The sequence below is a fragment of the Mesorhizobium sp. M2A.F.Ca.ET.043.02.1.1 genome (genome assembly GCF_003952405.1).
Classification (GTDB): domain Bacteria; phylum Pseudomonadota; class Alphaproteobacteria; order Rhizobiales; family Rhizobiaceae; genus Mesorhizobium.
The window spans coordinates 2,941,451-2,960,750 of sequence record NZ_CP034445.1 but is presented as its reverse complement, the minus strand read 5'-3'; the positions used below and the strand labels follow the sequence as shown (position 1 = coordinate 2,960,750).

The 19,300-nt window shown below is 64.4% G+C and carries 21 protein-coding genes and 1 tRNA gene; 11 read left to right on the top strand and 11 right to left on the bottom strand.

Translation table 11 applies throughout. The features are described from left to right. Nucleotides 1-29: 29 nt before the first annotated feature. The 3 genes from EJ068_RS13935 to EJ068_RS13920 form a co-directional block, all read right to left on the bottom strand. The gene (locus EJ068_RS13935; RefSeq protein WP_128314805.1) at nt 30-668 is read right to left on the bottom strand and encodes a TPM domain-containing protein; all 639 of its coding nucleotides are present in this window, start codon (nt 666-668) and stop codon (nt 30-32) included. 6 nt (nt 669-674) lie between these two features. Beyond that, on the bottom strand, nt 675-1,469 hold the full coding sequence (locus EJ068_RS13930; protein ID WP_245463416.1) for a YgcG family protein: 795 nt from the start codon (nt 1,467-1,469) through the stop codon (nt 675-677). A gap of 222 nt (nt 1,470-1,691) precedes the next feature. Further along, nucleotides 1,692-2,336, bottom strand: coding sequence for a LemA family protein (locus tag EJ068_RS13920; RefSeq protein WP_127251629.1), 645 nt, complete (start codon nt 2,334-2,336; stop codon nt 1,692-1,694). 153 nt (nt 2,337-2,489) lie between these two features. Between EJ068_RS13920 and EJ068_RS13915 the strand changes: the two genes are divergently transcribed. From EJ068_RS13915 to EJ068_RS13890, 6 genes are all read left to right on the top strand, one after another. Further along, complete coding sequence (locus tag EJ068_RS13915) at nt 2,490-2,741, top strand: hypothetical protein (RefSeq protein ID WP_127251628.1); 252 nt, start codon at nt 2,490-2,492, stop codon at nt 2,739-2,741. A 12-nt stretch (nt 2,742-2,753) separates the two neighbouring features. Beyond that, nucleotides 2,754-3,638: a pyridoxal kinase PdxY gene (gene pdxY, locus EJ068_RS13910; protein WP_042645579.1), complete on the top strand. Its 885-nt coding sequence runs from the start codon at nt 2,754-2,756 to the stop codon at nt 3,636-3,638. Then, nucleotides 3,635-4,402: a DUF429 domain-containing protein gene (locus EJ068_RS13905; RefSeq protein ID WP_127251627.1), complete on the top strand. Its 768-nt coding sequence runs from the start codon at nt 3,635-3,637 to the stop codon at nt 4,400-4,402. Before pdxY ends, EJ068_RS13905 begins: the two co-directional genes overlap by 4 nt. Nucleotides 4,403-4,552: 150 nt before the next feature. Next, the gene (locus EJ068_RS13900; protein ID WP_040991526.1) at nt 4,553-5,194 is read left to right on the top strand and encodes a carbonic anhydrase; all 642 of its coding nucleotides are present in this window, start codon (nt 4,553-4,555) and stop codon (nt 5,192-5,194) included. Nucleotides 5,195-5,204: 10 nt separating this feature from the next. Continuing rightward, nucleotides 5,205-5,621, top strand: coding sequence for a nuclear transport factor 2 family protein (locus tag EJ068_RS13895; RefSeq protein ID WP_126080519.1), 417 nt, complete (start codon nt 5,205-5,207; stop codon nt 5,619-5,621). Nucleotides 5,622-5,703: 82 nt separating this feature from the next. Continuing rightward, complete coding sequence (locus EJ068_RS13890; protein ID WP_127251626.1) at nt 5,704-7,758, top strand: M3 family metallopeptidase; 2,055 nt, start codon at nt 5,704-5,706, stop codon at nt 7,756-7,758. 118 nt (nt 7,759-7,876) lie between these two features. Here EJ068_RS13890 and EJ068_RS13885 read toward each other — a convergent pair whose 3' ends face one another. The 5 genes from EJ068_RS13885 to EJ068_RS13860 form a co-directional block, all read right to left on the bottom strand. Continuing rightward, on the bottom strand, nt 7,877-9,421 hold the full coding sequence (locus tag EJ068_RS13885; RefSeq protein WP_127251625.1) for a M81 family metallopeptidase: 1,545 nt from the start codon (nt 9,419-9,421) through the stop codon (nt 7,877-7,879). Nucleotides 9,422-9,495: 74 nt separating this feature from the next. After that, on the bottom strand, nt 9,496-10,320 hold the full coding sequence (locus tag EJ068_RS13880) for a carbohydrate ABC transporter permease (protein ID WP_126080522.1): 825 nt from the start codon (nt 10,318-10,320) through the stop codon (nt 9,496-9,498). Then, the gene (locus EJ068_RS13875; RefSeq protein WP_127251624.1) at nt 10,317-11,186 is read right to left on the bottom strand and encodes a sugar ABC transporter permease; all 870 of its coding nucleotides are present in this window, start codon (nt 11,184-11,186) and stop codon (nt 10,317-10,319) included. Before EJ068_RS13875 ends, EJ068_RS13880 begins: the two co-directional genes overlap by 4 nt. Before the next feature lie 419 nt (nt 11,187-11,605). After that, nucleotides 11,606-12,580 (bottom strand): integrase core domain-containing protein, encoded by a 975-nt coding sequence (locus EJ068_RS13865; RefSeq protein WP_245463415.1) that lies wholly within the window; start codon nt 12,578-12,580, stop codon nt 11,606-11,608. Nucleotides 12,581-12,928: 348 nt separating this feature from the next. Further along, a complete protein-coding gene (locus EJ068_RS13860) occupies nt 12,929-14,155 on the bottom strand; it encodes a sugar ABC transporter substrate-binding protein (protein WP_126080524.1) in 1,227 nt (408 codons plus the stop codon). Between the two features lie 172 nt (nt 14,156-14,327). On the opposite strand from EJ068_RS13860, the gene EJ068_RS13855 reads away from it, so the two are divergent. The 3 genes from EJ068_RS13855 to EJ068_RS13845 are packed head-to-tail and all read left to right on the top strand — an operon-like array spanning nt 14,328 to nt 17,057. Then, nucleotides 14,328-15,098, top strand: coding sequence for an SDR family oxidoreductase (locus EJ068_RS13855; RefSeq protein WP_189342164.1), 771 nt, complete (start codon nt 14,328-14,330; stop codon nt 15,096-15,098). A gap of 2 nt (nt 15,099-15,100) precedes the next feature. Beyond that, nucleotides 15,101-16,168, top strand: a complete 1,068-nt coding sequence (gene ugpC, locus EJ068_RS13850) for a sn-glycerol-3-phosphate ABC transporter ATP-binding protein UgpC (protein ID WP_127253534.1) — start codon at nt 15,101-15,103, stop codon at nt 16,166-16,168. A 7-nt stretch (nt 16,169-16,175) separates the two neighbouring features. Beyond that, nucleotides 16,176-17,057 (top strand): MurR/RpiR family transcriptional regulator, encoded by an 882-nt coding sequence (locus EJ068_RS13845; protein WP_127253533.1) that lies wholly within the window; start codon nt 16,176-16,178, stop codon nt 17,055-17,057. 174 nt (nt 17,058-17,231) lie between these two features. On the opposite strand, the gene EJ068_RS13840 is transcribed toward EJ068_RS13845, so the two are convergent. Together EJ068_RS13840 and EJ068_RS13835 are read right to left on the bottom strand one after the other, a co-directional pair. Further along, complete coding sequence (locus EJ068_RS13840) at nt 17,232-17,543, bottom strand: DUF167 family protein (protein ID WP_126080527.1); 312 nt, start codon at nt 17,541-17,543, stop codon at nt 17,232-17,234. Further along, nucleotides 17,543-17,842: a YggT family protein gene (locus tag EJ068_RS13835; RefSeq protein ID WP_042645595.1), complete on the bottom strand. Its 300-nt coding sequence runs from the start codon at nt 17,840-17,842 to the stop codon at nt 17,543-17,545. The genes EJ068_RS13840 and EJ068_RS13835 overlap by 1 nt, the downstream gene beginning before the upstream one ends. A gap of 192 nt (nt 17,843-18,034) precedes the next feature. Between EJ068_RS13835 and EJ068_RS13830 the strand changes: the two genes are divergently transcribed. Both EJ068_RS13830 and EJ068_RS13825 read left to right on the top strand, forming a co-directional pair. Then, nucleotides 18,035-18,110 (top strand) — tRNA-Ala (locus tag EJ068_RS13830). A gap of 176 nt (nt 18,111-18,286) precedes the next feature. After that, nucleotides 18,287-18,730 carry a hypothetical protein gene (locus EJ068_RS13825; protein ID WP_126080528.1) on the top strand — a complete coding sequence of 148 codons (444 nt, stop codon included), beginning with the start codon at nt 18,287-18,289 and terminating at the stop codon, nt 18,728-18,730. Nucleotides 18,731-18,842: 112 nt separating this feature from the next. Here EJ068_RS13825 and EJ068_RS13820 read toward each other — a convergent pair whose 3' ends face one another. Next, nucleotides 18,843-19,175, bottom strand: a complete 333-nt coding sequence (locus tag EJ068_RS13820; protein ID WP_127253532.1) for a hypothetical protein — start codon at nt 19,173-19,175, stop codon at nt 18,843-18,845. Nucleotides 19,176-19,300 lie beyond the last annotated feature (125 nt).

Here is a 19,300-nt window from a genome sequence, read left to right as displayed (position 1 = left end):
GCTTCACGCTTTTCGGCATCATGCTCTGGTCAGATCTCGACGAGATGATCGTCGAGCTCGTTGGTGTCGCCTTCCGTGACCGGGAAATGCTCGGCGAGCACGGCGCCAACCGTGGCGACAGCTTTGACGAAGCCGTCGGCCAGCCGGTTGTCGCCGGCATGTTTGGTCAGGTCGCGCACAACGCCGTCCCAGACATGCTGGCCGACCTTGGCGTCGATGCCGGAATCGGCAACGACCTCGGCATAGCGCTCGGCGATGGAGACGAAGATGAGCACGCCAGTGCGCGCCTGCGTGCGGTGGACGTTGCGCGCCAGGAACTGCTTCATCGCGTTGGCGTGCGCGGCCTGATAGCGCAGCCTTCGCGGCACGAAATGCATGCGCAAGGCGGGCAGGAACCAGAGCAGGGCGAACACCGAGGCCAGCGCCAACAGTTGCGCCAGCACGAAATGCGGCAGCCGGATGGTCAGCCACAAGCCCTCCAGCCCGTAGGCGACGGCGAGGCTGGCGATGAACAGGCCGATTGTCGTGGTGAACGCGGCCGGAAAGAAGTAGCCCTCGCTGGCGCGAGCGACGACGCAGTAGATCTCGCCGTCGGTCTTCAATTCGGCGGTGCGGATCGCCTCGGCGATGCGGTCATGATCCTCGGCGCTGATCGGTCGCGTTGCCATGGTGCCTCACCAGCTTCCCGAAGAGCCGCCGCCGCCGGACGAACCGCCGCCGCCGGAAAATCCGCCGCCGCCCGAGGACCAGCCACCGCCGCCTGACGACCAGCCGCCGCCCCCAGACGACCAGCCGCCCGAGGAAGAACGCCGGTTCTGATCGAAAGTCATGCCGAGCCAGCGGTAGCGGCCCGGCCCGATCTTCTGGCCGAAGATCGGCGGCAACACCGTCATCGCTATGCCGCCGAAGAAGATCAGCGCCCAGATGGTGATGAAAATGGCGAAGAACAGGTCGTCGGAATTGAACGGCGCCTGCTCGTTGCGCTTGCCGCGCGCCTCCAGTTCTTCGGGATTGCCCTCCAGCACCATGATCATGTCGTCGACGGCCTTGGTGATGCCGCCGGAGAAGTCACCGGCGCGGAAGGCCGGCACCATGTCGTTCTCGATGATCAGCTTGGTGTGCAGGTCGGTCAGCGTGCCTTCGAGCCCATAGCCGACCTCGATACGCATCTTGCGGTCGTTCGGCGCGACCAAGAGCAGCACACCGTTGTTTTCCTTGGCCTGGCCGAGCTTCCAAAAGCGGAACAGCCGGTTGGCGTAAGGCTCGATCTCCTCGCCGCCGAGGCTGGGGATGGTGGCGACGACGATCTGGTCGGAGCCCTTGGTCTCGAAGTCGGCGAGCTTCTGGGTCAGCGCCGCGCGGGTGCCGGCATCGATGATGCCGGCATTGTCGACAACGCGGCCGGTCAGCGCGGGGAGGTCGGCGGCGAAGGCGACGAAGGGGAGGAGGAAAAGGCAGAAGCTCAGCAAAACGCCAATGAAGGCATTCTGTCGCGCCCCCCTCTGGCCTGCCGGCCATCTCCCCCACGAGGGGGGAGATTGGCGGTTCGGCCGCCGGCTAGCCCTTTCAGACGTTGGAGCTTGGCGAAAGCCAACGTGACATCCAATCTCCCCCCTTGTGGGGGAGATGGCCGGCAGGCCAGAGGGGGGCGCGAAGGAACGCAAAGCTGACAGGCTCGATTAAATCGCCGCTCACCCGCCCTGCTTCGTGCTGGTGCCGAAATTGACCTTCGGCACCTGCATCTTGTCCTCGTCGACGGTGAAGTTGGCGAAGGGCTCGTTGCCGCGGAACCAGAAGGTCGCCCACAGCACGGACGGGAAGGTCTTCAGCGTCAGATTGTAGTCCCTCACCGCCTGGATGTAGTCGCGCCGCGCAACCGCGATGCGGTTCTCGGTGCCTTCGAGCTGCGCCTGCAGCGCGAGGAAATTCTGGTTGGCCTTGAGGTCGGGATAGGCTTCCGAGACCGCGATCAGACGCGACAGCGCGCTGGTCAGTCCGGCCTGGGCATCCTGGAACTTCTTCAGCGCGTCCGGGTCCTTCAGCGTCTCCGGGGTCACGGTGATCTGCGTCGCCTTGGCGCGCGCCTGAACGACCGCGTCGAGCGTGTCCTTCTCGTGCGAGGCATAGCCCTTCACCGTCTCGACAAGGTTCGGGATCAGATCGGAACGGCGCTGATACTGATTGAGCACCTCGCTCCAGGCCGCCCTGGCGTTCTCTTCCGCGGTCGGAATGGTGTTGTAGCCGCAGCCGGCAAGCAGCGGCAGCACGAAAGCCATCACCAGGAAGGCGGGCAGATTGCGGAAGACGGAAGGTGGTGAGAGGCGCTCGGTAATCATGAATGGTCCCTCGACAGAAGTTGCATGCGAAGCATTACCACAATCCACGCGCAAGAAAATGTCCGGCGCATGACGCCGGTCCCGGTTCAGCCGTGAGCCACTGTGAATGGCGGCGCGAACAAGTTAAGCTGCGGGCCGGAAAGGACAATTGCCATGGCAGAGCGCCGGGACGACGAGGCCGAATCGCGCCGCATCCTCGAACGCGTGCAACAGGAAACGTCCCCAGGCGGCGCGTCGTTCATCACCCGCGCGGCGAAGGATGCCCGCGACCGCGTCACCGCCGCCGACACGGACCGCACCGATCCCATCGAATATTGGGGAACCCGCATTGGCCGAACGCTCGGCTTCGTCATTGCCATTGGGCTATTGGCCTGGCTGGTGTATGCCGCCACGCGTGGCGGTTAGGAATCAAGCCTCATGAATGCAGAAAAAACCGACGCGCCGCGCGCGGTCATCGTCATCTCCAGCCATGTCGCCCGGGGCTCGGTCGGCAATCGCGCCGCGGTGTTCGCGCTGGAGACGCTGGGTTTCCCGGTCTGGGCAGTGCCGACCGTCATCCTGCCCTGGCATCCGGGGCACAGCCGAGCCACGCGCATCGTGCCGCCGCTCGACCAGTTCAAGGCGCTGATGGCCGATCTCGAGCGGGCGCCCTGGCTGGGCGAGGTGCGGGCCGTGCTTTCGGGCTATCTCGGCGAAGCGGGCCAGGCGGAAGCCGTTGCCTCGCTCGTCGCCGCCGTCAAGGAAAAGACCCCGAACGCGCTTTACGTCTGCGATCCGGTGATGGGCGATTCCGGCGGGCTCTACGTGCCGGAATCGACGGCCGCCGCCATGCGCGACAAATTGATGCCGATCGCGGACATCGCGACGCCGAACCGCTATGAGCTGGAATGGATGGCCGGCGCGCCGCTGCCCGACATCAAGGCGGTGACGGCGGCCGCGCTTCATGCCGGTCCGTCCACAATGCTGGTGACCTCGGCGCCGGCGATGATGGCGGGCGGCATCGGCAATTTCCTGCTCGACGGCAGCCAGGCGCTGCTTGCGGAGCACCGTGTGATCGAGAGGCCGCCGAACGGGCTAGGCGACCTGACGGCCGCGGTCTATCTGGCGCGGATTCTCTCCGGCCAGGCGCCGGTCAAGGCGCTGCAATCGACCACGGCGGCCGTTTACGAGATTCTCGCGCGCACCGCGAAGCGCGGCGGCGACGAGCTGCAGCTCGAAACCGACGCCCAGAGCCTGTCGCATCCAATGGCCATGGTGCAGCTGCGCCATCTGCTGCATCCCGGGCGGGACAAGCGGGCGTGAAACTGGTCGGCCACGCGCTGGCCGGCGTCGACGGCTGCAAGGCCGGCTGGATCGCCGTCCACCGCGAAGCGGACGCCGCGCCGTCCGTCTCGGTCTTCCCGAGCCTCCAGGTGCTGCTCGATGCGCTGCCCGATGCATTGATCGCCGTCGACATGCCGATCGGCCTGCCGGATTTTTCAAGCAAGGGCGGCCGCGGGCCGGAGGCGCTGGTGCGGCCGCTGATCGGCGCGCGGCAATCGAGCGTGTTCGCCATCCCCTCGCGCGCGGCGCTCTATGCCGACACCAGCGACTTCACCACGATCGAAGCCTGGTATGCGGCGCATCGGCGGGCGAGCGCGGTGGCCATGGGGACTTCCGACCCGCCACGCGGCGTTTCCATCCAGGCTTTCGGCATCTTTGCCAAGATCCGCGAGATCGATCAGCTGTTGATCGCGCGGCCCGAACTGCGCGGCCGTGTCTTCGAATCGCATCCGGAAGTGGCGTTCTGCCGACTGAATGGCGGCACGGCGATGGCGCTGCCGAAGAAGACAAAGGGCGCGGTCAACCCGGCCGGCATGGAGGAGCGCAAGGCGCTGCTTTGCCGGCATGGCTATGAGAAGCGTTTCCTCGATCAGGCGCCGCCGCGGGGTGCTGCGAGCGACGACTTCCTCGACGCGGCGGCGATGATGCTGATCGCCGGGCGTATCGCCAGCGGCGCGGCGCGGCCTTCCCCCGACCCACCTCTGGCCGACCGTTTCGGCATACCCGTCGCCATCTGGGCTTGAGGCAAAATCGACCGCGCAGCTTTTGGCGGCATGCGATTGCGACGCCGCCATCCGCAATTCGGCATTGCCCACGACCTGCATTTGCCGCTAGAGGCTTTTTCGATCGCAACGAGCTGCCGCCTCCAACCCCCGGAAAGGCTCTAGCCGCCCATGCCTCACCTCCCCGAGCACCTCCTCGCCGGCTATCGCAACTTCATGAGTGGCCGCTACCCAACCGAAAGCGACCGCTATCGCTCGCTGGCGCGCGACGGTCAGGCGCCCGAGACGATGATCGTCGCCTGCTGCGATTCGCGCTCGGCGCCGGAAGCGATCTTCGATGCCGGTCCCGGCGAGCTCTTCGTGTTGCGCAATGTCGCCAATCTGGTGCCGCCCTACGAGCCGGACGGCGAGTATCACTCGACCTCGGCCGCGCTCGAATTCGCCGTGCAGAGCCTGAAGGTGAAGAACATCGTGGTGATGGGCCACGGCCGCTGCGGCGGCATCCGCGCCGCGCTCGACACCAACTCCGCGCCGCTGTCGCCCGGCGATTTCATCGGCAAATGGATGAGCCTGATCGCGCCAGCCGCCGAGACCGTGGCCTCCAGCACGATGATGACAACGACGGAGCGCCAGACCGCGCTGGAGCGTATTTCGGTCCGCTACTCCATCGCCAATCTCAGGACCTTTCCCTGCGTCTCGATCCTCGAAGGCAAGGGCAAGCTCTCGCTCTACGGCGCATGGTTCGACATCTCGACCGGGGAGCTGTGGGTGATGAACAAGGAAACCGGCGATTTCGAGCGGCCGGAGCTTTAACGGAGGCGTGATGCACCGGATCAGCTGGAGGATCGTTCTGGCGGCGACGCTGCTCATGTCCTCGCTCGTCCGCGCCAGCGCGGATGACGGCGCCATCATCGATCGCTGGTATTCGGCGCTGCTGGTCGCCGACCGTACCGAATTGTCCGACCTGCTTGCCGACGACGTGCGCATGAAGCTCGACGACATCGGCGTCGTCCAGACCAAAGAGGATTTCATCGCCTCGATCGACGAATGGCAGGGCGCGGTCGCGGGCGCGGCGATCCGCCATCGCATCGAAAAGAGCGAGAATGGTGAGACCACGGTGCTCGCCTGTTACGATTTTCCCAACAACGATACGCTCATGCGCGAGACCTTCACCGTCGCCCGCGGGCGCATCGTCGCCAGCACGCAGACAGCGGTGGCGCAGGACTGCAGCGGCTATTGAGGCGAGGTCCGTGTTGCGCGGCGCGCGGCATCGCCCTACATCCGAGGCAGCCCGCCTCCAAATCAGTCCACCGGAATCGCTCATGTCATCTTCAAAAGCCGTCGATCTCGCCGCCCATCCGCTGACCCTTTGGCAGGGTCCGCTCGGCCTGCCCGATTTCTCGCGCATCGGCGACAATGATTTTGGCCCTGTCTTCGACGCGGCGCTGGCGGCGCACCAGGCCGAGATCGACGCCATCGCCGGCAACAGAGAGACGCCGACCATCGAGAACACGCTTGCCGCGCTCGAGCTCGCCGGCGAGCCGCTCGACCATGTCTCGTCGATCTTCTGGTGCCGCGCCGGCGCCCACACCAACGACACGATCCAGGCGATGGAACGCGAGGTTTCGCCAAAGATGTCGCGGCATTTCTCCGCGATCTCGATGAACGAGAAGCTGTTTGCCCGCATCGACGATCTCTACCAGCGGCGCGACAGCCTGAAGCTCGATGCCGAGACGCTGCGGGTGCTGGAGAAGACCTGGAAGGGATTTGTCCGGTCGGGCGCCAAGCTGGATGCGGAGGGCAAGAAGCGGCTTGCGGCCATCAATGAAGAGCTCTCGTCGCTCGGGACCAAGTTCGGCCAGAACGTGCTCGCCGACGAACGCGACTGGGCGCTGTTCCTCGACGAGGCCGATCTTGCCGGCCTGCCGGATTTCTTGAAGAGCGCCATGGCCGAGGCGGCCGAGATGCGCGGCCAGAAGGGCCGCTATGCGGTGACGCTGTCGCGCTCGATCTACGAGCCGTTCTCGACCTTCTCCGAGCGCCGCGACCTGCGCGAGATCGCGTTCAAGGCTTTCATCATGCGCGGCCAGAATGGCGGCGCCTCCGACAACACCGATGTCGTGCGTGACATGCTGAAGCTGCGCGCCGAGAAGGCGAAGCTGCTTGGTTACGATTCCTTCGCGGCGCTGAAGCTCGACGATACGATGGCGAAGACCCCGAAGGCGGTGCACGAGCTGCTCGATCCGGTGTGGGAGAAGGCGCTGGAAAAAGCCGCCGCCGACCAGAAGGAGCTGGAGCGGCTGGCGACAGAAGCCGGCAGCAACGAGAAGTTCGCGGCCTGGGACTGGCGCTTCTACCAGGAGAAGCTGCGTGCCGAGAAATTCGCCTTCGACGAGGCGGAGCTGAAGCCGTATTTGCAGCTCGAGCGCGTCATCAAGGCTTGCTTCGATGTCGCCACGAAACTGTTCGGCATCACTTTCGAGGAGAAGAAGGGCATCGCCGCCTGGCATCCCGATGCACGAGTCTTCGTGGTGAAGAATGCCGACGGCAGCGAGCGCGGCCTGTTCCTGGCCGATTATTTCGCCCGTCCGTCAAAACGTTCCGGCGCCTGGATGAGCGCGCTGAAATCCGGCTACAAGCTCGGTCATGGTTCCAAGCCGGTGATCTACAACATCATGAACTTCGCCAAGCCGCCGGCCGGCGAGGCGGCGCTGCTGTCGGTCGATGAGGCGAAGACGCTGTTCCACGAGTTCGGCCATGCGCTGCACGGCATGCTGACCGACGTCACCTGGCCGTCGGTCTCGGGCACTTCGGTCAGCCGCGATTTCGTCGAACTGCCCTCGCAGCTTTACGAGCATTGGCTGACGGTGCCCGCGGTGCTGGAAAAGCACGCGCTGCACGTCAAGACCGGCAAGCCGATGCCGAAGGCGCTGCTCGACAAGATGCTTGCGACCCGCACCTTCGGCGCCGGTTTCGCCACGGTCGAGTTCACCGCCTCGGCGCTGATCGACATGGCCTATCATGCAAGGCCTGAGGCGCCGGCCGAGCCGCTTCGGTTCGAGGCCGAGACGCTGGAAAAACTGCATATGCCCGACACGATCGCCATGCGCCACCGCACCCCGCATTTCGGCCATGTCTTCGCCGGCAACGGATATTCAGCCGGCTATTATTCCTACATGTGGTCGGAAGTGCTCGACGCGGACGCCTTCTCGGCTTTCGAGGAAACGGGCGATGCCTTCAATCCGGAATTGGCCGAGCGGCTGCGGAAGAACATCTACGCCGCGGGTGGGTCGAAGGATCCTGAGGAGCTTTACACGGCGTTCCGGGGAAAGATGCCGTCGCCCGAGGCGATGATGGTGAAGCGGGGGCTGGTGTGACTGGCTAATCTCCCCCCTTGTCGGGGAGATGGCCGGCAGGCCAGAGGGGGGCGCTGTCCCGCCGACGTTGCAGTCCATCATAGTGGCCGCCGCCCCTCGTTCCGTTCGCTGCCCCAGGCTAGGTGAGGCCGCGATCCTTCGCGCCCCCCTCTGCCCTGCCGGGCATCTCCCCCACAAGGGGGGAGATTGGCTGTTTCCACGGATCCGCCACCCTCGGCCAGATCGGCCGGTTGAGCTTCCTGTAATCCGTCTTCGCCGGGTTGCTCGGATAGGAGCTCGGCGCCGCGACATAAATGATCTCGGCGGCGATCGGTGCGAAGCCGGCGTAGAAATGGTTGGTCGATTTGATCAGCAGGATGTCCTTGCTGAGCGGATCGATGCCGATGTTGGAGAAGACATCCGGCTCGAAGGTCTGGGTGCGGTTGGTGTTCAAGATGACGTCGACTTCCGTGCCTTCGATGCGCACCACAGCCGACGGCCCCAACGTCACCCGGCTCGGACCGAAGCTTTGCCAGCCTTCGTTGGTCGTCTTCAGCACCGTGACGCGCGCGTCGATCGGCTCGCCGGCCTGCGGCCCGGCCTTGCCGCCGAAGCGCAGATCGATGACCGCGCCCTCGCCGGCGGCATGGCAGAAGGTCACGGCGATCGGGTCCCAGATCGTCGCCACACCGACCTTGTTCACGCCGCGCTTGAGCAGCTCGCGCAACACGATGGTGCCGTCGCCCGGCACGCCGCCGCCGGGATTGTCCCAGATATCTGCGATCACGACTGGCTTGTCCTGGTGCGTCGCGCGCACGGCAAGCGCCTGTTCGATGCCCGCCGAGGCGGAGAGCATCGTCATCGCGGTTTTTTCGCGCAGCGCATAGAGCTCGCGCCCGAGGCTTTCCGCCAAAGCATCGCCCTTTGCCTTGTCGTTGTCGGTGACGACCAGGATGCGCGTGCCCATCTCCGGCACGTCGGCGGCCATGAAGCCGTGGATGACCGAGACCGACAGCACGCCGTCCTTGCCATGCAGCGCCTTGATCCTGTCGACGAAGGAGCGCATCGGCTCGCGGCTGGTCGGCAGCACCTGGATCATGCGGCAGTCGAAGGTCGAGATCACCGGCTCGATCTCGCCGCGCGCCGCGGCAAGGCCGAGCTCGACGACATGCTCGCCGCGCTCATAGAAATCGGTATGCGGGAATTCGAGGAAATAGGCCATGATATCGCAGGCCGCGACGCGTTTCGGCGTCAAATGGCTGTGCGGATCGAACTCCGAAGCGATCACCACCTTCGGCCCCACGATAGCGCGCACGCGTTCCAGCAGATCGCCTTCGCAATCGTCATAGCCTTGCGCGACCATGGCGCCATGCAGGCCAAGGATCACCGCATCGACCGGTAGGGCGGCCTTGAGCTGGTCGAGGATCTCGTCACGCAGCGCCTCATAGGTCTGACGCTGCACCAGGCCGCCGGGCTCGGCCCAGGTCGCCGTGCCTTCGATGACGGTCAGATCTTCCTTCGTGGCGCGCTTGCGCAGCGCCACGATCGGCGAGGAGCACAGCGTCGGCGTCTCTGGGTGTTTTCCCGGGCCGGCATAGAAGGCCATCTCGAACGAGGCCCGGTCGGTCGGCACCGGCGAGAAGGTGTTGGTTTCCGTCGCCAGCGAGGCGGTGAAGATGCGCATGAACGCTCCCTAGACTTCTTGTTTTTGCGATTCCGGACGAAAACCGCTGCGTATTCCTGGAATTGCCGGGATTGCTATTTGACGGCCCCGAGCGCAAGGCCCCGGACGAGGTAGCGCTGCAGCCAGATGAAAAGGATCGCCACCGGCAGCGTCGCCAAAAGCGTGGCGGCCATGACATGGTGCCATTCGATCGTATAGCGGCCGGCGACGAGCGAGAAAACCTGGATCGGCAGCGTGTAGCTTTCCTGGCTGCGGAGCATGGTGAGCGCGACCACGAACTCGTTCCAGGCGTTGATGAAGGTGAAGATCGCCGTCACCGCGATCGCCGGCAGGCAGAGCGGCAGGAAGACCTTGCGCAGCGTCAGCCAGCGGCCGGCGCCTTCCATCCAGGCCGCCTCCTCGAGATCGCGCGGGATGGTGTCGAAATAGCTCTGCAGCATCCACACCGTGAAGGCGACGTTGAAGGCCATGTAGATGAAGCCGAGCGCGGTGGTCGACTCGACCAGGCCCCAGGCCGCCATCAGCCTGAACAGGCCGAGCACCAGCACGATCGGCGAGATCATCTGCGAGATCAAAAGGAACTGGCGGAAGGCCCCATAGCCGGCAAAACGAAAGCGCGACATGGCATAGGCGGCTGGGACCGAGATCATGATCGCGCCGAGGGTCGCCAGCGCCGAGACATAAAGCGAATTCAGAAGCGCCTGGCCGAAGCCGGTCGCCACCCACATGTCCGCGAAATTCGACCAGCGGAACTCGCTCGGCCACCAGGTCGGCGTCAGCACCTCGGTGCGCGGCTTGACGGCGGTGAGGAACATCACCGCGAAGGGGAAGATCGTCACCACGATCAACGGAGCCAGCAGCAGCCAGGCGATGACGGTGCGTTTCAGCTTCGGCGTCATGCGCGCTGCTCCCGCATGGCAAGCCGCACATAGATCATGGTGAAGACGAGCAGGATCGCGAACATCACCAGCGACACGGCGGAGGCCTCGCCCAGTTTGCCGATGCGGAAGGCGAGCTTATAGAGATGCGTCACCAATATGTCGGTCGAGTTGGCCGGCCCGCCCTGCGTCATCACCCAAATGATCGGGAAGGAGTTGAAGACATAGATGGTGTTGAGCACGATCGCGATGTTGATGAAGGGTTTGAGCAGCGGAAAGGTGATCTCGCGGAACTGCTGGAACAGTGTCGCGCCCTCGAGCGCGGCCGCCTCATAGAGATCGTCGGGGATCGACGACAGGCCGCCGAGGAAGATCGTGGTGGTGAAGGGCACGGTCACCAATATGCCGATCAGCACCTGCATCGGGAAAGCGGTCTCGGCGCTCGCCAGCCACTGGATGTTCTGGCTGATCAGCCCGAGCTTCATCAACGCCGAATTCAGCATGCCGCTTTCGCCGTTGAGCGCCCAGCGCCAGACCACCGCGGTCATGGTCAGCGACACCGCCCATGGCAGCATGATGATGACGCGGGCGATGCCTCGGCCATAGAAATCCATGTTGAGGATCATCGCCACCGGGATCGATAGCAGCAGCGCGCCGCCCACGACCAGCGCCGTCCACAGCCCAGTGCGCCAGAGCGCCGCGACGAAATCCGGGTCGGCGGCAAGCGCCGAGAAATTGGCCAGGCCGCTGAATTCGCGAAGCTGGCCAAAGCGGTTGACGTCGTGCGTCGAGATCTGGATCAGGTCCCAGACCGGCCAGAAGATCACCACCGCCGCCAAGAGCAGGCTGGGCAGCGTCAGCAGATAGGGCAGGAAACGATTTTGCATCGGCTGGCTTGTACTGCGTTGCGTTGTTGGTGGTGCTGGTTTGCCAGCCTGTGCAATGCTCGCCTGTCCCAGGCTCGGTCTCGAACACTTTTCTCGGCGTTAGCGCTGCCCCTCACCTGCCTGCCGGCATCCTCTCCCCGTATAGTGACGGGGAGAGAGACGCTGTCGCCGGCGATTTCGCCAATCACCAACGTAGCAGGAAAAGCGCCAGCGTTGCGGCCAGTGTCCAGCGGATAGATGGGTAACACTTTGAACCGGATACATAGGTAACAGTTTTCTCTCCCTATGATGCGGTCGCCGCAGCGCCAAGCGGTCGGCTTGGCGCGGCGCTGCGGCGAACCAGTTTCATGTGCTTCTCATCGATGAAGCCGAGCGGATGGGTGTGGAAGCGCATCGTCCACTCGCCATCCTCAGTCTCTTCAATGGCAATCGGTTCGCCGGCCAACGTGGCCGAGACATAGATCTCGGTGCCCCGCCATTTGGACCGCGCCGTTCTGGCGCACGCCGCGCACCGCTGCCTCGGTCGGATAATCGGGTTCAGGGGCTGTCTTCGGCATCGGTCGGGTCGAGGGGCGGTAATGCTGTGCCGGGGTGTCCATGCCCAGCGCCTCGTGCGGACGCTCCTCATTGTAGCTGCGCCGGAAGTCCTCGAAGGCCCTGGCTTGAGCCGCTTTGTCAGCCTTCGGTGCATCGGCCATCGGCAGCATGGTCAGATGGAAACGCTCATGGCGCCCGTTCTGCTGCGGCTTGCCTGGCTGGATGCGCTCCAGGGCGATGCCGAGCTTAATGAAGCGCACTGCCAGCGGCGTCAGCCCTGTGACGCCGGCCGACGCAAAGGGTGGGCCATTGTCGCTTCGAATGCGATCCGGCAGACCGTTTTCCTCAAACAATCGCTCAAACACCGGCCACGCCTCCTCGTCGGCCGTCGAGCCCGTCGCCTCGAGCCCCAGCAGGTAGCGGCTCAATGCATCCATCACCGTCAATGGCTTGCAGCGCCAGCCGTCACGGGTCCGGAACCAGCCCTTGTGGTCTACCGTCCACACCGCATTCGGCGCCGCAGGCTCCGGCCATGGCCCATTGCCCACAGCCCGCCAGCGCCGGCGTCCCACAAGACCATGCCGCTTCAGGATCTCGCCAGCTGTCGAGACTGCCGGCCAGCCACAACTGGGCTCCGCCCGCTTCAGCCGCGCCATGATCTTCTTCGGCCCCCACAGCGGATGCGCTTCCTTCTCCGCCACGATCCGCTCCACCAGCTCGGCTGCCGTTGCTCGGCCGTGATCGAGCGGCGCCCGCGGCCGGTCGTGCAGGCCTTCCGGCCCGGTCTCCCGGTAACGCCCAAGCCATTTGTAGCCGGTCTTGCGTGAGATCTCGAAGGCCGCGCAAAGCTGCGTCATCGTCTCCTCGCCAGCTAGGCATTCAACAACAAAACGAAGCCGCTCATCCATGATGCCAGTCTCTCGCCAAACCATCGCCGGTCCTCCCGGCTGGCAAGAAAACTGTCACCCATCTAATCGATCCATTCTGTTACCTATCTATCCGGTTCGGACACCAGCCCCTTTCTCCCCGTCCCTATACGGGGAGAAATGCCCGGCAGGGCAATGAGGGGCGGCGCCGACGTAGAAGATTTGTCCCTTTGTCTGGAATGATTATCTGTCCGTCCGGCTATTCGGTCGAACACCTTTCAAAAAGATGTGGCGCGCCCCGCGGGGTAGGGCGCGCCACGGGCGCAGGGAGATACGCCCTTATTTCTTGAGCACGGCGTTGGCCTTGGCCGCTGCATCCTTCAGGCCGGCTTCGGGGTCCCCGCCGAGATAGATCTTCTGCATGGCGTCCGACGTGATCTGGGCGATCTCTTCCCAGCCCGGAATGACCGGCGCGAAGCGGGCATCGGGCAGGAGCGCGGTGAAGGCGGCAAGGTCGGCGTTGTTGACGTAATAGTCCATCTTCGCCTCTTCCTTGTTCACCGGCAGGAAGCCTTCGCCCTGCGTGAACTTGGCGCGCTGCTCCTTGGTGAACAGGAAGTCGAGCAGCTTCCAGGCCTCGTCCTTGTTCTTGGAGTTCTTGAACATGATGATGGAATCGGTGACGCCGTAGGTGCCGCGCGCGCCGGTCGGGCCGGCGGGGATGGCGGCGACGCCGTATTTCAGGTTCGGCGCTTCTTCCTTGATCTGGTTGGACAGGAAGGGCGCGGTGATCATCATGCCGACCTTGCCCTGTTTGAACAGGTTCTGCACGTCCTCGCGGTTGTTGGAGGTGACGCCCGGTTCCGTCAGGCCCTCGTCGATCATCGACTTGTAGAGCTTGGCCGCTTCGAGCGCGCCGGGCGTGCTCAGGCCGGACGTGCCGTCCTTGTTGAGAATCTCGGTGCCCTGCGACCACATCGCATAGTAGTAATAGACGTCGGTCTCGATCTCCTTGCCTTGCAAGCCGAAGCCGAAGGCGCCGACCGCCTTGATCTTGCGCGCGTCCTCCTGCAGCTCGGTCCAGGTCGCCGGCGGCTTGGCGATGCCGGCCTTCTCAAACAGCTCCTTGTTGTAATACATGGCGCGCGCGGAAGCTGCGATCGGCAGGCCATAGGTGTGGCCATTCATGATGGAGGGCTGCAGGAATGTGTCGATAAAGCGGTCCTTGAACTCGGGCTTGATGTAGCTGTCGAGCGGCTCGGCGACATCCTGCTGGACGAAGTCGATCAGCCAGCGGGTGCCGATGATCGAGAGATCCGCATTGGTGCCGGCGGTGATGTCGGTGGTGAGCTTCTGCAGCAGCACATCCCACGGCACCACTTCATACTTAATGGTGATGCCGGGATTGGCCGCCTCGAATTCCTTCTTCACCGCTTCGAAATAGGGGCCGGTCTTGGCGCTGTATTCGGCGACGGTGACGCGCACCTCGCCCGCATCGGCTGGTGCTGCCAGGGCCAGCATGCTCATTCCGGCCAGCAGGCCGACAGTCCATTTTGCAAGGCTCATCTGAATTCTCCCATTGATGCACGTTGGCGCCTGCCTCTTGTGAGAACAGGATTTATGTTACTTTCCTACATTATCCATGATTTGGCGCTACGCAAGCGGATTATCATGTTGCTTAATTACATTTGCTTGGTTAGCTTATTGGCTCAAAATGAGGGGTGGAGGAGGACGCAGCGTGGGTTCGACAGCCGAGTTCGAAGGCAAGACCGTCGTCGTCACCGGAGCCGGCGGCGGCCTCGGGTCGGCGATCGTCGAGCTGATGGCCGAACGCGGCGCGCGCATCGTCGGCTGCGACCAGTCGGCGGAGGCATTGGTCAGCCCGCATATCGCTTCCCGCCACGTCTTCAACTTGCTCGACCGGGCGTCGATCGAAGCCGCGATCCCGGCGCTGCTCGACCAAGACGGCGTTCCCGACATCCTAATCAACAATGCCGGCTGGACGCGCGCCGAGACGCTGGCGGCGCTGACGGCTGACAGGATCGAGCAGGAGCTCGACCTCAATTTGACCGGCGTGATGAGTTTCGCGGACCCGCTGATCAAGGCGATGGCGGGGTGCGGTTCGGGCAGCGTCGTTTTCATCTCCTCGGTCAACGCTATCGCGCATTTCGGCAATCCGGCCTATGCGGCGGCCAAGGCCGGCATCAACGCCTATGCCAAATCGGTCGCCGTCGAGCTCGGTCGCAGCGGGCTGCGCGCCAACGTCGTGTGCCCGGGCTCGATCCGCACCGCCGCCTGGGACCATCGCCTGGCCAAGGATCCCCAGATCCTCGGCCGGCTGAAGCGGCTCTATCCGCTGGGCCGCATCGTCAATGCACGGGAAGTGGCCGAAGCTGTCGCCTTCCTTGCCTCGGACCGCGCTTCCGGCATAACTGGCGCCGTGGTGCCTGTGGACGCCGGCCTGACAGCCGGCTATCTGCCATTCATCGACGACATATTGGGAGCGTGACCATGACCGACGTCCAGTTCCGCAACCTGTCGAAATCCTTCGGGCAGCACAAAATCCTCGAAGACATCAACCTCGATATCCGGACCGGCGAGTTCGTCGTTCTGGTCGGCCCGTCCGGCTGCGGCAAGTCCACTCTGCTGCGCATGTTGGCCGGGCTGGAGACGATCACCTCCGGCGATCTCGTCCTTGGCGGCACGCGCGCCAACGACCTGCCGCCGCAGAAGCGCAACATCGCCATGGTGTTCCAGTCCTACGCGCTGTTCCCGCATCTGAAGGCGTCGGAAAATATCGGCTTCGGCCCAAAAATCCGCGGCGAGAACCGCGCCGCGATCGACGACAAGGTGAAGAAGGCTTCGGGCGTGCTCAACCTCTTCTCCTATCTCGACCGCTATCCACGGCAATTGTCGGGCGGCCAGCGCCAGCGCGTCGCCATGGGCCGCGCCATCGTGCGCGAACCTTCGGTGTTCCTGTTCGACGAGCCGCTCTCCAATCTCGACGCGCAATTGCGCGTGCAGATGCGCACCGAGATCAAGGCGCTGCACCAGCGGCTGAAATCGACCATCGTCTACGTCACTCACGATCAGATCGAGGCGATGACCATGGCCGACCGTATCGTGGTGATGGACCGCGGCCGCATCCAGCAGGTCGGGCAGCCACTGGAGCTTTACGACCGGCCGGCCAACAAATTCGTCGCCGGCTTCATCGGCTCGCCGTCGATGAGCTTTGTCTCTGGCGCGCTGAAGACGGCCGGAGCTCAGTCTTGGTTCGAGACCAGCGGCGGCGGCCGCCTGGCGCTCTCGGGCAAAGCGGCTTCCGGCCGCGACACGGTCGAAGCCGGTATCCGGCCCGAGCACTTCGTCGTCGGCGCCGGTGAGAATGCCATCGCGATCAAGGTCGATGTCGTCGAGCCGACCGGTTCGGAAACCCATGTCTACGGTTCGGTCGGCGACGACACGGTACGCGCTGTGTTCCGCGACCGGCTGCAGGTGAAGCCCGGCGACCGGCTGCCGGTGAGCGTCGATCCGCGCAACATCCACCTCTTCGACAAGGCGACCGGCCTGCCGCTGTGAGAAGACGATGAAGAGCCCGGCCGACATCATCACCCGCCTGCATCTGATATCGCAGGACGGCACCAAATCGGACCGACGGCTGGCGGGGCTGGTGCTTTCCGACCTCGATTTCGCGTCGAAGGCGGCCATCTCCGAGATCGCCGCGCGCGTCGCCGTCAGCGAGCCGACCGTCACCCGCTTCTGCCGCAATCTCGGCTGCGAGGGGCTTCGCGATTTCAAGTTCTACCTGGCGCAGGCCATCGCCATCGGCGGCCAGTATCTGTCGCCGGAGCCGCTCAGCCGCGACGCGCGCGAGCAGCGCATCGCCTCGGCCATCACCGAGGCGGCGATTGCCGCCATCCAGCGCGCCAGCGAAAACCTCGATATGACGACGCTGATGGATGTTGCCGCCCGGATTGCAAGTTCCGGCAACGTGCTCTGCATCGGCTCCGGCGGCATTTCCTCGATGATGGCGACGGAGATGCAGAACCGGCTGTTCCGGTTGGGCCTCTCGGCGCTCGCCCAGACCGACGGCCAGCTGCAGCGCATGTATGCCGCCGTCGCGACCCCGGAGACGACGCTGCTCGCCTTCTCCGTCTCGGGCTATGCGCGCTCGGTGATCGAGGCGGTCGAGGTGGCACAGCAATATGGCGCCGCCACCGTCGCCATCACCGCGCCGGACTCGGCCCTGGCCAAGGTCGCCGGCACGGTGATCCTTTTGCAGTCGGTCGAGGACGGCAACATCTACAAGCCGACCTCGTCGCGCTACGCGCTCCTGGCGATCGTCGACATGATCGCCACCACGGTCGCGGAATCGCGCGGACCGAAAGTGCTGGAGAATCTGCGGCGCATCAAGCAGAGCGTGAACACGCTGAAGGTGGACGATCCGAAGCTGCCGCTGGGGGATTGAGTGGTTTTGAAGACTCACCCTCACCCGGATTACCGACCGAATTGCGAAGAGCAATTCGGGGCAATCCGACCTCTCCCCAAGGGGAGAGGAGCAGGTCGGCGCCGGCGCCAAGCTCTTCTCCCCGCCGGGGAGAAGGTGGCCGCGTAACGGCCGGATGAGGGGGCGTCGCCAGCGTTATTTGCTGAGCGTCTCAAGTCGCTCCACCAACTCAGCCGCATCCGCCACAACCCGCAGCGTCTTTAGCCGCGATGTACCGCCGGCGACTACGGAAACGGCCGACACCCGCACACCCAGCGCCTTGGCCATCATCCGCTCCAGCGCTTGATTGGCGGCGCCGTTTTCCGGCACGGCGCGCACGCGGGCTTTGAGGTGACTGCGCCCGTCGGCGGCGGTCTCGATGCCGTCGATCCGGTCAAGCGCCGCTTTCGGCGTCAGCCGCACGAAGAGGTCGATGCCGTTGTCGCGCAGCCGAAACGGCGTGCTCATCAGCCGCCGGCCACGACCCAGGACCAAACCGTGGTGACCAGGAACTGGCGGATGAAGAAAAGGATCAGCAGCAGGATGATCGGCGAAATGTCGATGCCGCCAAGATCGGGCATGAAGCGGCGGATGGGGCGCAGGGCCGGCTCGGTCAGCCGATAGAGCATGTTGCCGACGCTGCCGACGAACTGGTTGCGCGAATTGACGACGTTGAAGGCGTAGAGCCAGGAAAAGATCGCCGAGGCGATAATGATCCACCAGTAGATATCAAGCGCCATGACGATGGTCTGAATAAGGGCGATCATGCCGGTCTCCAAATTGTCGCCGACATGTAGCCATTGCTAAGCGTGCGGGCAAGGCCCGCGGGCTTGCCGTGCGGGCAAGGCCCGCGGGCTTGGCGAGTGGGCAAGGCCCCCCGGCCACGGCGCTTGTGGCCGGCCCGGTCTTTCGCCTTGACATCAAACGGCCGCGACCGATACAAGCCGATCCGCTGGAACGGGGCTGTAGCTCAGCTGGGAGAGCGCATCGTTCGCAATGATGAGGTCAGGGGTTCGATCCCCCTCAGCTCCACCAGCCAGCACCGCCGGTGCTTTTCACGTCGCCTTCTGCCTCCTTGCTCGCCATTTCGTGACCGCCGGATTTCGGGCCGCGTGGCTGGAACCAATGGCGGGGCAATTCGGTTCAGCTATACATTTGAAGCCAACGTGCGCGGCCGGTTGGGCAAGCGGCGATCCTTGAGGAGTTCCATCATGCAGATTTCGTCCAGGTTCCGTTCCGTCGCGGTTGCGGCAATCGCCGCCGCGGGCGTGACCATTGCCAGCGCCGCGCACGCCGACAGCGGCACGATCCGCTTTTCCGTCTACAAGGCGGCCTTCTTCATCGGCGGCTCCGGCGGTGAAGGCACGCTGACCTTCCATGGCAAACGTTATCCGATCTCGGTCGGCGGCGTCTCGGGCGGCCTCGCTTTCGGGGCCTCCAAGACCTATTTCCAGGGCAGGGTGCGCCATATCCGCCGCGCAAGCGACGTGACGGGCGTCTACGGCGCTGCCGGCGGCGGCGGGGCCCTCGGCAAGGGCGCCCAGGTGATCGTCATGACCAATGACAAGGGCGCTCAACTCGAGCTCACCGGCAGGCAGGTCGGCCTGCAGGTCAATGCCGATCTCAGCGGCATCAGCATCGCGCTGAAGCGGTAGAAGGAACAGCCTCGGCTCTTCGTGGATAGGCCGGCAAAGGCGCTGCCCGGGCGCCGAATGCCGGCCACTAGAGGCTAAGAGACGCTTGGCAGGGTCTCGGCCTCAAGGCGCCTCAATCGTCCCAGTCATCCCAATTATCTTCGTCCCGCGGGGGGTAGTTTGGAACGACCCGGATAATCGGCCGCGGACGTTGATAGCGCCAGTCATACTCGTCCCGTGGCTGCGGCTCATAGGTGCGATAAGCGGGCTGGTAATAGTGTTTCCGCCAGTATTGGTGCTTGTTGTGCGGCCGAACGCAGTATCCGTCCTCGGTCAGATAGGCGCATGTGACATGCGCCTCCCGCACCAGGCTATTTTCAGCCGGCACGCCGATGATCGGCGCCGCCTCCACCGCCGGCATCACCGCCAGCATGGTCCCGGCAAGGGTAAGAATGGGTAATTTCATCGACCTCTCCAACCTCTCCAGATCAAGGCCGGAACAACGTCCTGATTGGGGCGATTTGCGGCGGCCGAGATCACTTTGATTTTCGGTCGCACATATGAGCGTTAGATCATGTACCGCCGGCGTCA